Origin of the sequence: Stenomitos frigidus ULC18 (assembly GCF_003003795.1) — a bacterium.
Classification (GTDB): Bacteria; Cyanobacteriota; Cyanobacteriia; order Leptolyngbyales; family Leptolyngbyaceae; genus Stenomitos; species Stenomitos frigidus_A.
In genome coordinates this window covers 1-14,298 of sequence record NZ_PVWK01000062.1, presented here as the reverse complement: position 1 = coordinate 14,298, position 14,298 = coordinate 1, and the positions used below count along the sequence as shown (strand labels likewise).

General features: G+C 53.4%; 7 protein-coding genes and 1 pseudogene. 5 read left to right on the top strand and 3 right to left on the bottom strand.

Features of this window, described 5'->3' with window-relative positions:
* Nucleotides 1–42 precede the first annotated feature (42 nt).
* The gene (locus tag C7B82_RS11240) at nt 43–4,851 is read right to left on the bottom strand and encodes a translocation/assembly module TamB domain-containing protein (RefSeq protein WP_106256388.1); all 4,809 of its coding nucleotides are present in this window, start codon (nt 4,849–4,851) and stop codon (nt 43–45) included.
* 545 nt (nt 4,852–5,396) lie between these two features.
* Between C7B82_RS11240 and clpP the strand changes: the two are divergent.
* From clpP to pyk, 4 genes and pseudogenes are all read left to right on the top strand, one after another.
* Nucleotides 5,397–6,023: pseudogene (gene clpP / locus C7B82_RS11235) on the top strand (ATP-dependent Clp endopeptidase proteolytic subunit ClpP); the annotation flags it as partial.
* A 150-nt stretch (nt 6,024–6,173) separates the two neighbouring features.
* Nucleotides 6,174–6,305: a hypothetical protein gene (locus C7B82_RS34255; protein WP_281258963.1), complete on the top strand. Its 132-nt coding sequence runs from the start codon at nt 6,174–6,176 to the stop codon at nt 6,303–6,305.
* Nucleotides 6,306–6,626: 321 nt separating this feature from the next.
* Complete coding sequence (locus tag C7B82_RS11230; RefSeq protein WP_106256386.1) at nt 6,627–7,925, top strand: HEAT repeat domain-containing protein; 1,299 nt, start codon at nt 6,627–6,629, stop codon at nt 7,923–7,925.
* Nucleotides 7,926–8,110: 185 nt separating this feature from the next.
* Complete coding sequence (gene pyk / locus C7B82_RS11225) at nt 8,111–9,892, top strand: pyruvate kinase (protein ID WP_106256385.1); 1,782 nt, start codon at nt 8,111–8,113, stop codon at nt 9,890–9,892.
* Nucleotides 9,893–9,975: 83 nt separating this feature from the next.
* Here the strand turns inward: pyk and C7B82_RS11220 are convergent, their stop codons facing one another.
* Nucleotides 9,976–11,430 carry a phosphoglucomutase/phosphomannomutase family protein gene (locus tag C7B82_RS11220; protein WP_106256384.1) on the bottom strand — a complete coding sequence of 485 codons (1,455 nt, stop codon included), beginning with the start codon at nt 11,428–11,430 and terminating at the stop codon, nt 9,976–9,978.
* Between the two features lie 334 nt (nt 11,431–11,764).
* A complete protein-coding gene (locus tag C7B82_RS11215) occupies nt 11,765–13,591 on the bottom strand; it encodes a ShlB/FhaC/HecB family hemolysin secretion/activation protein (protein WP_106256383.1) in 1,827 nt (608 codons plus the stop codon).
* A 284-nt stretch (nt 13,592–13,875) separates the two neighbouring features.
* Here C7B82_RS11215 and C7B82_RS11210 point away from each other — a divergent pair, with 284 nt between their 5' ends.
* Nucleotides 13,876–14,223, top strand: a complete 348-nt coding sequence (locus C7B82_RS11210) for a DUF928 domain-containing protein (protein WP_106256382.1) — start codon at nt 13,876–13,878, stop codon at nt 14,221–14,223.
* Nucleotides 14,224–14,298: the final 75 nt, after the last annotated feature.

Below are 14,298 nucleotides of genomic sequence, written 5' to 3'. Positions count from 1 at the left end.
TGATGAATCCACGAGCCGCAGTGATCTGGCTGGCTCCTGAAGCTAAAATCTCGTCTCGTACTCAACAACGGCACGGCTATCACCCGAAAAATCGCTGGAACCGCGTAGTAAAAATTGATCATTAATGCGGTAGCGAAGACCAAATTGAGTTGGTTGGCTTGACGTCAAGATTCGTAGAGCCGAGAACGAAATGCTGGGGGTAATATCGATCGCCGCTTCTGCGCCCAGGCCAAGTGCAGAACTGCCACCGCTTGTATCACGTGCCCGATCGGGCCGAGTCACAGTGGGAAAGAGGCGAAATTCGCTTAATCCCAGCGCGTTACCAATCACGCCCTGAATGTTGCTGAGCAGAGCAGAACCGGCCAGATTAGCGATGCCAAGCGCCGTGTCGCCTCGCCCAAGTGTACTCACAAAACCAGCGCCCAAGAGGGACACAATCTCGGCTTCACTGCGAGAGGGGCTGCTGGTGAGTCTGAGATTATCAGCCAACTGGCTGGCTGGTCCTTGCACTTGCGCCTGAATCCGCACCGTTTGCAACGAACCGTAGGCAGAGGCTGTGATGGTTGAGTCGTTGATTTCAGACGACAGCGTGGATGTGGGTAGGCGGCTATTGGTCACTTCTGCGACAGAGGTAATTAAGCGCACGTCTAGATTTGGATCAAGCCCTTGTTTTTCGACAAATTCAGCCGTTTGGGGATAGCCGCGAGCCAGAGTGAATTGCGTTGTGAAAAGGTTGACCTGACCTGATTTAAGGCTAATCAGTCCTTTCGGCTTCAAGTCATCCAGGGTGCCATTGATGGTGAGATCACCCGTTGCCACAAAACTCAACAGAGGTGCACTAACAACCCGGATGCGATCGCCCAAGGCAATACGCAACTGATTAAAGGTAATAAGGTTCGAAGCATTGCCGAACGAGGCCGTTGAGTTTCCATTGGCAGCAACAGCATTGGCATTTGTACCACCATTCTCTGAACTTGCTAGAAGCACCTGTCCGTCTGACAGCCGAATCGTGCCACCGATCACAGGATTAAGCGCCGTGCCTGTAATCTGCACACCACCACCGACCACACCTTGATAGAGCCCTTTCAGGTTAATCCCAACCTGGTTGAGGGAGACCTGAAGGGGTGTTTGTTGGTCAGGATCGGTAGGCGACAGTGCTGTAGCGATCGGCAGCACGCCAGCCATCTTGACATCACCGCGCGTAAATTGCCCAGTTACTTGATCAACCCGCAGGCGATCGCGATCAAAGCGAATCGTACCAGTAACACCTCTCAAAGGCTCTGGGAGTAATCTTGCCTGTAAAGTGGCATTTTCGAAGCTAGCAGTACCTGTCGCGATTGGCTGTTGGAGTGTGCCCTGTACATCAGCGTTGACCTGCCCTTTGCCATCTACCCAGGCAACCTGGTTATTGAGGAGGTTCAGCAGCGCCAGTCCTTCGTTTTTGACATTCACGCTCAGTTGAATTTGATCACCTGGCTCAACGGTTGAAAAGGGAAGCTTTTGAGGGATGCTGCCGGTGAGCGTAATCGGTTCGTTGCCGCTCAGCAACAGCCGACTGCCAAAGTTGAGACGGGCATCGCTATAGCCGAAATTCCCTTTTGCTTCCTGGACATTGGTGCCGTTCAGCACCCCATTATCTAGATCCAAAAGCCCAACCACCTGGGGATTGCCTTGGGTGCCTGTGATCGTCGCCGTCGCGTTCAGGTTGCCTTGTACATTCAGCGGCAGGTTAAACAACTCCGTCAAGCGTTCCGCAGGGATATTCTCCATGCGAAACTGCCCTGACTGTGTTGCACCACCAATTTGTCCGGAGAAAGCGACCAGCGACTGATCCGATTGAAACCGTAACGGCAGCAAGGTCAGGATGCCTTTCTCGAAGCTACCTCTTGCCACCACCCGCTTTGCCGAGAGGGCGCTACCCCACTCCCAGTCTTGCCCTTGAAGATTAAAGTTAGCACTGAGCCCCGTCCGGAGTGAACCAGTAGCGCTGACAGTGGCACTGAACGCCCCTTTGAGTTCACGCAGCTCTGGTAGCGGTGATGCCTGACGACGCGCGTCTGCTTGTGCTTTTAGGGTTTGAATTTCGGCAATGCGGCGGATTTGAGTAATGAGAGGGATACGGTTTAGCTCAACCGGCACTGTCTGAAGATCGGCTGCGGTGCCATAAGCAGGCAGTGTTGCGCCTCGTGAGAAATCAGACAGATTGAAGAACTGCAGTAGCTCCAGCACATCTTGGAGCTGGCCTTGAGGAATGGTCAACTGTGCCTGAAATTTAGGGTCTGTGCCAGCAAGTTTGGCACTGGCGTTGAGTTGGAAGCGGCTTTGTCCTCGACGCAGTTCAGCTCCACTCAGGGTTGCGACTCCATTTGTCAGGCTGACCCGTCCACCAAATTGATCGGCTCGATAGGTACCGATCGTCGGATTGGCGATCGTCAACTGCCCATTAGCGCTCAACTGGCTGAGATCGCCAGACCGGAGCTTGCTCAAGCTCAACGCGACAGTGCCATTCAGCTCTCCAGCCAAGGGGAAGAAGGCGGCTGTTGCGGGTGTGTTGAGCAGTGAAAGCGGAAAATTACGGGCTTCTACAAGCAGCAGATCGCCCCGCGTTCTACCGGCTGCTATTGCTCGATCGCGCCGGATGTCAAACGCCACAATTTGATACGTTGGACCGAGAGTGAGCGCAATACGGTCTTGTTGACCTGCCAGATTGAGCTGAACGCCCCTTGCGACTCGTAGGTTGCCGCGCAGCGGCGACTCAAACGCATTGCCGTTTACGACAAACTGACGTAACGTCACTCCACCGTTGATATTGGGGTTGGTGGGGCTACCCGTTAACCGTCCGGCAAAATCGACGCGTCCAGAGTAATCGACGCTGTTCGGAATGGGGAGCGCGATCGCCTGCAAATTGTAGTTGTTCGTGCGGACGTTCAAAGCCAATGCTGTGATCGCTGGGGTACCAGTCAACCGCGCAAAGATGGCACCGTTCGCGCTGAACCCAGGAGCCGTCGCTCTTTGCAGGACAACCTTTTGTCCATCCCAGGCAAATTGGGCATCCAGCGGCTCCGCGATGACCGAAAGCCCTTGCGAAAAGCGTGCCCGTCCCTGCGCACGCACGTTGGCTGGACTAAAGTTGGCTAGTGACCCTGACAGCGCTACAGCACCGTTAAACTGCCCCCGCAACGCTTTGGAGAAGCGATTGAGCTGAACCTGGGTGCCTGTAACTAATGCCTGCCAACGTCCTTTTTCGGCCCGCGCCTGAGCATTGACAGTGCCGCCAGCGACAGCCAGGTTGGTATTTTGGAGTGTCGTTACGCCATTGGCGATCGCGATTTCACCAGAGCCTGGGTACTGGGCTTCGGGTGCCTGCCAGCGGACAAACGTGCGAGGACTAGCCGCTGTTCCCGCCACGACGACTTGAGCGTTAACGCGACCGATCACAATCGGCGCAGCATTCCCGCCCCTATAAGCGCTGGCGATCGGCTCACCGGGAACCGCTTTTGCCTGAACATTGAAGGCTAACTGCACTGGATTATTGAGCTTGACTTGCCCCGCACCGGTCACCTGCCCACCAACGGTTGGTGTTGCTTGGAGAGCTGGAATCACTAGAGCCAAAGTCGCTGTATTCAGCTGAAACTGAGCGCTGTACTGGCTTAAAGCAACACGATCGACCTTGCCCGGTTTAGTATTACGAGCCACGCCACTGATCACAGGTTTCTGCGCTGGACCCGTCACCTTCAGGTCTGCCACCACTTCACCCGATACGGGTACAGGTAGCTTTAACCGAAAGGTATCAGTGATTTTTTTGAGGCTGACTGGCTTTACCTGCGCCGCGAGATTGAAACCTTTTTTGAAATCCAGTGTGCCGGTTGCCTGCACGGGAATTTTGCCACTACCAAAGAGCGCTGCCGTCTTTCCTAGCGTCAGCAGCGTTCCCTGGAGTTGCAGCCCGCCGTTTGCCTGCGTAAAGGCGTAGGGTACCTTCGGGATGGTCAGTGTTGCCCCTGTAAAAGTCGCTGTACCCGTTAAGTAGGGAAGCTTTTGCTTGGGACGAATCTCTGCGTTGATCGAGCCGTTTGCACGACCAGCAGGGAGATTAACGGGAAGCTTCACCAGGCGATCGATCTCTGCCAGTGCAAAATTTTGTCCCTGTATCTGCACATTCGTCTGTTGTTGAGGCTTCGTTACCGTCTCACCATTCAGTTTCAGGGTGCCCCCGCTATCCGATCGCCCATCGAGTTGGTAAGCAATACGCTGATTGCCATCCAGAAACGCCGCATCACCATTCAATTGCGACAGTAAAACAGGCGCTGCTTTTCCACCCGTCTTACCCGCAGGCACTAACGTCGCTCTTGCATCCTGAAAGTGGATCGCGCTGAGCTCCGTTTTAACAGGACCTTTCGATTCTTTTTGCGAAATTTGAGTAGAGATCCATGTGCCATCGGCTGCCTGTTCCAGGTAAATATCGGGTTTGACAGCAGTGATATCCAGATTGAGATTGCGGGTAAACAGCAGCCTCAAGGGATTGAATTTAACATCCACAGCATCGATCGTCAGACGATCGGGATCAGTCGCAGTGGCTGGCACTGATGAAGCGCCAAAGCGCAAACTGGTCAGCGAAAACCGTTCGACCTTGCCTAGCTTGACCGGACGCTTCAGCGACTCACTGAGATTTGACTCTATTAGCGGAGCCAGCTTTTCATTGACAAAAACCCACCCATACCAGGCACCTCCCACTACTACAGCCAATGCCACCAGCCCGACTGGAACACCGATTTGCCTCAGGAGCCGCAGCCGTGAGCGCCGATTAGAACCTGAACCGGGATCGCTACCGGGACTGGGCAGATTCGTCATTTGCGAGGAGGGAGGTAACTACTGGAGCCAATATACTGCGTACGCTTGCGAATCTCCCATTCTCTGGAAACTTTTAATTTGGGAATTTCGCAAGAGACGTTTTGAGTTGGAAGAGAGAAGAGTGAGGAGTGAAGGGACGTTTTGAGTTTTAGGCACCAATGTTTGAGCTTTGAGGTTGAAGCAGCAAGCTCCAGGGTCGAAGTGTCGAGTTCTGAGCTTGAATCGCCGAGTGCTGAAGCCAAAGTGTCAAAGTCTGAGGTCGAAGCACCGAGTTCTAAGGTATGAGTATCAAGTTTTGAGGTAAAAGTTCCAGGCTTGAAGGTCAACATACCGAGCTTTGGACTGCAAACACCGACTTCTGAGCTTGAAGCGTGGAGTTCTGACATGGGCACTTCAGGCTTGAAGGTCAACGTACCGAGGTAGAAGCGCGATCGCCAAAACTCTACGCTTCTGCCCTGAGACAGTGAGCCTGCCTTTTCATCCCTCTCCCCTCTCCCCTCTCCCCTCTCTCCCCCGTCCTGCCTCCAAATCGGTAGAATGATGGAAACGAATCGAGAGCAAGTACCATGATTCCTACCGTTATTGAGCAATCTGGTCGAGGCGAACGGGCCTTTGACATTTACTCGCGGCTACTGCGGGAACGGATTGTGTTTCTAGGCCAGCAGATTGATGCCGACCTGGCAAATTTGATTGTGGCTCAATTGCTCTTTCTGGATGCCGAAGATCCAGAGAAAGACATTTATGTGTATATCAACTCCCCCGGTGGCTCAGTTTCAGCAGGGATGGGCATTTACGATACGCTGCGTCACATTCGTCCTGATGTGTCAACCATTTGCGTTGGGTTGGCTGCCAGCATGGGTGCGTTTCTGTTGAGCGCTGGCACCAAAGGCAAGCGGATGAGCTTACCGCACTCCCGCATTATGATTCACCAGCCATTGGGCGGCGCTCAAGGGCAAGCGACTGATATCGAAATTCAAGCCAGAGAAATTCTCTATCACAAGCAACGGTTGAATGAGATGTTGGCAGAGCACACGGGGCAGCCGATCGAGCGCATTCAAGAAGACACAGAGCGCGACTTCTTTATGTCTGCAGAAGAAGCAAGGGACTACGGATTGGTGGATCAAGTGATCGATCGTCGCCCTTCAGCAACTCGCCCAGCGGTGTTGAAGTAGAGCGGTCAGCCGTCAGCCGTCAGCTATCAGCATCTACGAGCGCTAAGGAACAGGAAGTGATTCAACGCCAGGAATGGTTGCCAATCCGGGCTTTTATCGCTGTTTGCTGGCGCATCGCTTCTCGTCGTTGGGCCACGCTCTGGAGATTGCGTGCTCTTCGACTGTGGAGAGCTGATCGTGGTGGCTGCTGGCGACTCCGAAGAGTTGGATTGGGAGCACGCAGTAACGCTGCCGATCAGAAGCATTCCTAAAAGCATGGTGACGATCGTCCGGTTCATTTGACTCACTCGTTTAACATTTCTAAGGAATGAGAATTTAATAAAACCGACCATTTTGTAGGGGCTTAGCATTCGGGTAAAAGCGCTTGCCGTAGCCGAAGGCAACCCTGCCGAAGGCTAAGCCCTTACCGTGAGGACGACCGATGTTATTTAATCCACGCTCCTAAGTAAGCTTGTTAGACAGTTGCTACTCGCTTGGGGTTCATCACAGTCTGCAAGGACCCAATGGCAATTTGATTAGTCATGCTTGCACTCACGATCGCCTAGACGAGCAACCTTAAGCAGAGGCACTGTGTCAGAATGAGGCAACTGTGAGCTTGGATGCATGTCAAACATACTAGAGCCAGCAGAAGCAGCATTGAAGCAGGGCAAGTGGCCATTGCTCTATCAATGTCTACACCAAGTGTTGATCGATCGCACCCCAGAACAACTCTCTGATCACACCGCTGCCCGCGTTGTAGAGTTGGCGATTGCCGTACTTGAAGCGGGCGACTTTCAAGACCGTTGGGATGTTGCCAAACTGTTGCCTGCCTTTGGTAATCGCGCGATCGCACCACTTGTCGGCTTACTGCAGGACGATGACGCTGATTTAGAGGCGCGTTGGTTTGTTGCCCGCATTCTCAGCAGTTATAGCCAACCTGGCGTTGTCATCACACTGGCAAAACTCCTGCAAACCGCTGTGAACGAAGAACTTCGCAGCATCGCCGCTGAAGCCTTGGCCCACATGGGCAGTCCAGCGATCGCGGCGTTGACAGACCTTTTAGTGCAAGACGACACCCGTCTCTTCGCTGTGCGATCGCTCGTGCAGATTCGGCGTGCCGAAACGATCGATCCGCTGCTAAGAGTCGTGGACGATCCCCAGCCAACGATACGGGCGATCGCGATTGAGGCGTTGGGCAGCTTTCATGATCACCGCGTCCCTCCAGTGCTAATGTGTGCGTTGTCTGATCCATCAGCAGCTGTCAGGCAACAAGCTGTAGTGGGTCTGGGCGTGCGTACGGACTTAGTAGACGCGATGCCGTTGGTACCGTTATTGGCCGATCGCTTGCTCGATCTTGACCTGGAGGTTTGTCAAAGAGCAGCCGTAGCGCTCGGGCGGATGCGCACCGATGCAGCCGCCATTGCTCTTTACCAGACATTGAAGGCATCGCAGACTCCGCTGCCCTTGCAGCTTCGCCTTGTGCAGGCGTTGGGTTGGATGGAAACGGCGATCGCGCTTGACTCGCTGCATCAGGCGCTGTTGTGCTTAGAAGCATCAACAGCATTTCGTCCGGTGCATCAGGAAATCATCACCGTCATCGGGCGCTGGACTGACCCGGCTTTGCAAGTGCAGGCTACCCAGGTTTTGCTGTCGGTGCTGAGCCGTCAGTCTGCTATCACCGTTGATCCTGCTGTACGGCAGGCGATCGCGGTGAGTCTGGGTGCGTTAGGGCAACTAACGGCGATCGAATCCCTGATGCAGCTTCTAGCCGATGAAGATCTGAGTGTGCGTCTGCACGCGATCGCGGCTCTCAAAGCGCTAGATGCAAGCACCGCTCACCAGCAGTTAGAAGCTCTCATAAAGCGTACCGACGTGCCAGAGGCTTTAAAGCAGGGGGCAGCGATCGCCCTTCAAGAATGGTAGCGACTTGTTACATCTGTAACACCATCAGCTAGCCCCTAAAAACGAACAACCAACCACTCCTTTTAGCCAGACACTTGCACGGACACTGTACAATGCGGCAAACTGACGCTAGTCAGATACATTGACTGATTCCGCCCGTGCCAGTTGCCCCTGGCACCCTTCCTACTCCTTCAAAATGACGATTCATGCCGCTGCAGAACACCCAACGCCGAACCAAAATTGTCGCCACCATCGGTCCAGCGACCAGTAGTCCAGAGGTTCTGCGCGACTTGATTGAGGCCGGAGCGACAACTCTACGCCTCAACTTTTCCCACGGAACCCATGAGGATCATCAGCGCAGTATTCGCCTGATCCGCCAAACGTCGTTTGAATTGAATCAGCCAGTGGGTATCTTGCAAGATTTGCAGGGACCCAAAATTCGACTGGGACGGTTTGAGAACGGCTCAATTATTCTCAACAAGGGCGATCGCTTTACCCTGACCAGCAAGCTTATGGAAGGCACTCAAACCATTAGCTCCATTACCTATGAACCTCTAGCAGACGAAGTTCCCGAAGGCTCTGTCATTTTGCTGGATGATGGCAAAGTGGAGATGTTTGTTGAAAAGGTCGATCGTACCTCACGAGAACTTCACTGCGTCACAGTCGTCGGTGGCACACTCTCTAACAACAAAGGGGTTAATTTCCCAGGCGTTTATCTCTCGATCAAGGCACTCACCGACAAGGATCGTAAAGATCTGACGTTTGGTCTTGATCAAGGTGTGGATTGGGTCGCCCTCAGCTTTGTGCGTAACCCCCAAGATGTCCTAGAAATCAAAGAATTGATCGCCAGTGCAGGTAAAAATGTACCGGTGATCGTCAAGATTGAGAAACACGAAGCGATTCAAGAGATGGAATCAATTCTCTCCATCAGTGATGGGGTGATGGTAGCGCGGGGCGATCTGGGTGTGGAATTGCCCGCAGAAGATGTACCCGTTCTGCAAAAGCGCCTGATTGCCACGGCAAACCGTATGGGCATTCCGGTGATTACAGCCACGCAGATGCTAGACAGCATGGTACATAGTCCCCGCCCAACCCGCGCTGAAATTTCTGACGTGGCCAATGCCATTCTCGATGGCACCGATGCAGTCATGTTGTCGAACGAAACGGCTGTGGGCAAGCACCCAGTTGAAGCGGTTGCGACCATGGCACGCATTGCTGTCCGCATTGAACAGGAAAAATGGAAAAAACCGATCGAAGACAGCGGTCGATCGATCCCCAATGCCATTAGCCACGCCGTAAGCCAAATTGCCGACCAACTCGATGCAGCTGCCATTATGACTCTGACGAAGAGCGGAGCGACTGCGCGTAATGTCTCTAAATTCCGCTCCACAAAGCCCATCTTAGCCATCACGCCTCACGTGGATGTGGCACGACAGCTGCAGCTGGTTTGGGGCGTTAAACCCTTACTCGTGCTTGATTTGCCATCGACCGGGCAGACCTTTCAGGCAGCAATCAATGTGGCGCAGGAGAAGCACCTCTTGAGTGAGGGCGATCTGGTAGTGTTGACGGCTGGCACCTTACAAGGCGTCTCTGGCTCGACTGATTTGATCAAAGTTGAGGTTGTGACGGCCGTTCGTGGCAAAGGGGTTGGCATTGGTCAAGGCATGATCAGTGGCAGAGCCAGGATTATTCATAACAGCGCAGACATAAGCCACTTCTGCCCAGGCGAAATCTTGGTGGCGCAACATACGCGCGCTGAGTTGATTGAAGCCATTCGCAAAGCGGCAGGCATGATTACAGAAGATGGGAGCCTCACCAGTCATGCCGCTGTGATTGGTCTACGGTTGGGCGTGCCCGCGATCGTGGGTGTGAAAAACGCCACCTCAGCGATCCGCAATGGCGAAATCGTCACCCTGGATTTAGAGCGGGGTTTAGTCTACTCTGGTGCAACCATTCCCAATCAAGCAGAATCAGCGCTACCGGTTTAGCCGCATCGAGCAACCGGGTTTCTTCAAGAAACTCGGTTGCTCGTTTCTTGAAGAAACCCCGGTTGCTCTTAAAGCCTGTCGCTCTAATTTGCCCAGTCTTTTGCCCAATGCAGGGTCTTGTGAACCTGCTCTATTGTTGCGGCTTCGCAGTAGAGTCGCAAAACGGGTTCGGTGCCGCTGAAACGAATCAAGAGCCAGCTTTGGTCGTCGAGGCGGAACTTGTAGCCATCAACAGAGAGACAATCGATCACCGCATGTCCGGCGATTTCAGTGGGTGGGTTCGTTTGCAATTGGTGGAGTAGCTTTGCCCGCACATCCATACTGGCAAGCGGCAAATCGATGCGATCGTAGCTAGAGAAAAAGCCGGTTCGTTCTTGGAGGTTGCGGTAAAGGTCACTCAGATCCAAACCGGAGTGGACGATCGCTTCCAGTACATAGAGCGCTGACAGCAAGGCATCACGTTCGGGAATGTGGTTGCCATAGCCGATGCCACCAGATTCTTCACCACCCAAGAGTACCTGGGTTTCCAACATGCGATCGGCAATGTACTTATAACCAACAGGCGTTTCAAACACTGGTAGGTCGTACAGTGCCGCCACTTTGGGCATCAGATCGGAACCACTGATGGTCTTGACCAGTTCGCCACCAAAGCCGCGATTGGCCACCAGATGCTCAATCAACACCGGAATCAGAATTTGTGAACTCAAAAAATTAGCCTGTCCATCCACGGCAGCGATGCGATCGCTATCCCCATCAAACACCAGCCCCACTGCTAGCCCAGTTGGGTTTTCCTGCCGATAGTCCCGGATGTGTGTAAAAAAGTCCCCTAAATAGCGTGGTAAGGGTTCTGGTGCGCCACCGCCAAACAACGGATCACGATCGCTGTGCAGTTCTCGAATGGGCGTTTTAAGCAAACGTTCTAGCCCACTGGCAGCAGCTCCATGCATCACATCGGCAAACACGGTGAGCTTCTCTTGCTCGATCGCCTGACGAATGGTGGCAATATCGACCTTCGTTTCCAGCCCCTTGCAGTAGCCTTCCCAGGGATTGAAGGTTTGCAGGAAACCGGGTGCCCCTACAACCGTTTTGCCTTCTGCCAAAAGAACTTCAATTTGCTGCGTCACTGAGGGCGGCACCGAGCCACCAAAGGCCCCTTTGACCTTTAAACCAGAGTAGCTGCCGGGATTATGGCTAGCAGTGATCACTAATGCGCCTAACGCATTGTGCTCCTTAGCAGCCCAGCTAAAAGCAGGCGTGGGTGCGTAGCCATCTGACAGCAAGACATCAAAGCCAGCGGCTCTTACTGCTTCAGCGGTGGCAAGCGCAAAGTTTTCGGACAAGAAGCGGCGATCGTAGCCCACAATCACCAACTTATTCGTCGTCGCACTGCCGTAGACATCCGCTAACACTTGCGCTGCCAACGGTGCCACAAGGGTCAGGCGATCGAAGGTAAAATCTGCAGCGATGAGCCCCCGCCAGCCATCGGTACCAAACTTGATCGGATTTGACATCACCGAGGTTGGAGAAGGTTGATTCATGGACGGACAGCCTCACATTCGTTTCGATTCCTGCCTTTCGAGTGTATGCGGAGAATTGTTTGTTCAGCCACCCTATGCCTCATTTCAGGATGAGTTTATGATCGACGCTAAGCCCGATGAAACTGCCTTTTAGCACTATTTTGCGATCGTGCAGCTCACGAAACAGCTTCACCAAACCTTTACATCTCACCGAGTCACGTTTGCCTAGAGTCAAGAAGAGTTGGGTTGTCCGGTTGTTTGAAGCGGTCAGCAATCAGCGATAGTAAGAGTTTTGAGTTGATACGAAGCACTGACCTTACGGTTTGAGTTAATGCTGACGCCTGACGCCTGACGATTAAAACTGATAGCTTAGGCTGAAATAAAAGCCCTGATCCTGAGCATCGGTACCCCGATCGCTCAAGTCCACAAACGGAATGGCATAATCGAGTCGAAGATTGAGGCGCGGTAAGGGTTGCCAGAGCAGTCCTAAGCCGATCGCGGCGAGAAATTTCTGGGATGGTAAGGGGTTAGGGTTGTCTGACTGATTCCAAATAGTGCCCATATCAAAAAACGGTGCCAGTTGAAAGGTCGGCAGTCCCGCTTCATCGCGTGCCAGAGTAACACGATCTTCGACTGAGAAACGGAAGCCATTGTCGCCAGAGCGAGCATTTTGACGGTAGCCGCGCAATGATTGTCCGCCACCAATGACAAACTGCTGTGAGGGCAGCAAGCTATCGGGTGTCAACTGTACGTCGAGTTGGGCGATGAGCAAATTACTATTGCCCAGCCGCTGCACTCGTTGCGCCTGCGCCAACCAGCTAAAGAACCGTCCATCTGGAATCGGAGCATCGTTCTCAGTGGCATTCAGGATGCCCAAACCGAAGTTGAACTGCGATCGCAACGCCCAGGCTCCTTGCGGATCACGGCTGACGTAATCTTGCCCAAACTTGAGCACACGTGTTTTGCTGTTGCCATCGGCATCCGGCCCAATGCCAAACGGGAAGCCTAAATCATTAAACAGAAAGGTCTGACCATCCTGGATAGCGAACCCAACAGAAAGGGCAAGTTCTTCACGCGGCGTGCGGATCAGCGGCTGACGGTAGCTCAACTCATACAGCGTAGTCTTCCCGCGAATGTCCAGCGCCTTGAAAGCAGGGTCAATAATGCGGTTCTTGCTGGGTGCGATGCGTAGCTGCACAGTGCCATTCATTGCATTGATAGGCGCAATGTAGTTGAAATCAAACGCATCTGATCCACCGCGAGTGGTACCAAAGTAGGAAGCCGATAATTGATCACCAATGGCCGTCAGGTTCCGATAGCTGAGGGCTCCACCCAGGCGCACGGCACCCACGCTGGGCGGCGAATAGTTATCGGTTTGCAGCAGCCCGTCGATCGCCTTTGCTTCGGTCACCCGCACGACCAGGATGCTCTGCCCCAGTTGAGCACCGGGTCGCAAACTGGCTTCTACGTTGGTAAACAAGGGGTCGGCTTTGAGCAAGCGCAGCTGGTCTTCTAACTTGTCGCGGCTGAGTGGTGGGTTTGCACCGAGCTGAATCCGGTTGCGGACATAGGAAGGCTTGAGGCGCTGCGTCCCTTCAATGTCGATGCGCTCTAACGAACCTTCCACCACTCGAATTTGTACCACTCCATTCGCAACCGTCTGGTCTGCCAGAATGGCTCGTGAGGTAATGTAGCCGCGATCGAGATACAGCTGGGTAATCGCATCCGCCGTCTGCCTGAGTTGCTCTAGGGTGACGGTTTGCCCCTCTAAAGGCTGCGTAATGGGGGTAAGGTCTTTCGCGCCCAAAATAGTGCTGCCTGTCACCTCAATTTTAGTGATGGCGATTTTCGGTGATGGTTGCGTGGATGGGTTATCTTGTGGTGGTGTCGGTGTGGATGGTAGAACAGGCTGCTGATCTGGCGTGGGTGGTGTCGGTGTGGGAACCGGTTGAATGAGACGATCGCGGTTGGGGTCGGGGGCAAGCTGGCTCGGATCAGGCAACTGCGCTGGCGGGTTCTGACCAGGATTGGGCACTTGCGCTACCAGCGTCACCGTTGGAGCGGGCAGTACTACGATCGCATCATTGATTGGAGTAGCAGCAAGCACTTTGACTGGCAGCAGCCAAACAATGACTCCTGCGATCGAAACCCCACACTCAAAGCCGAAAACCCGTCGTTGCATGTGTCACCCGATTTTTTAATGTTTAGAGGGAAATACCGGACTGCATCAGCCTAACCGATGTCGGCAGCAATTTTATGAGTTAATTAAGCGTCTATCAGCTAATTTGAAAGCGATTGATAGGTACTCGCTCAGGTGTTGCCTCATTTTACGAGGGTGTGGCGACAAGGCAGGAAATTTTTGCCTGAACAAAGCCAGGTTTCGTAGACTATCTGCAAATGACTAACGTAGTGAGTCAAATTGGTATGACAATACTCGTGTGATTGCATTGGAAGGATGGCAAAGCTATGCGTCTGACAAATCGTACTGTACTCGGTCAGCGCTGGCTGGGGTTTCTATTGGGCCTATTGGTTTGTAGTCTGCCGCTGCTAGCAATGGCCGCTGAATTTAAGCCCCCTCGACGTGGTTTGCCAGGACGGCGAGAAGGTGCCGGTACACGCGACCCGTTTGTCTGCGTGCAAGGCACATCACAGCTAACCGCCTTGCTTCCAGGGACAAATCTAGGGCTGACAACCGCAGAATATCCTCGCTTTTTCTGGTTTACACCCAAAAGCAAAGCAAAATTTGCTGAATTTGCCTTGTTCGAGGTTAACGCTCAGATGGAAGACCAGACGCCGATCTACAAAACGATCTGATACCGTTGGCGAACTCTGATCGAGATCACCCTCCTTACTTCAGTACTTCAGCTTTCGGCTAGAGCCGCGAAGCGA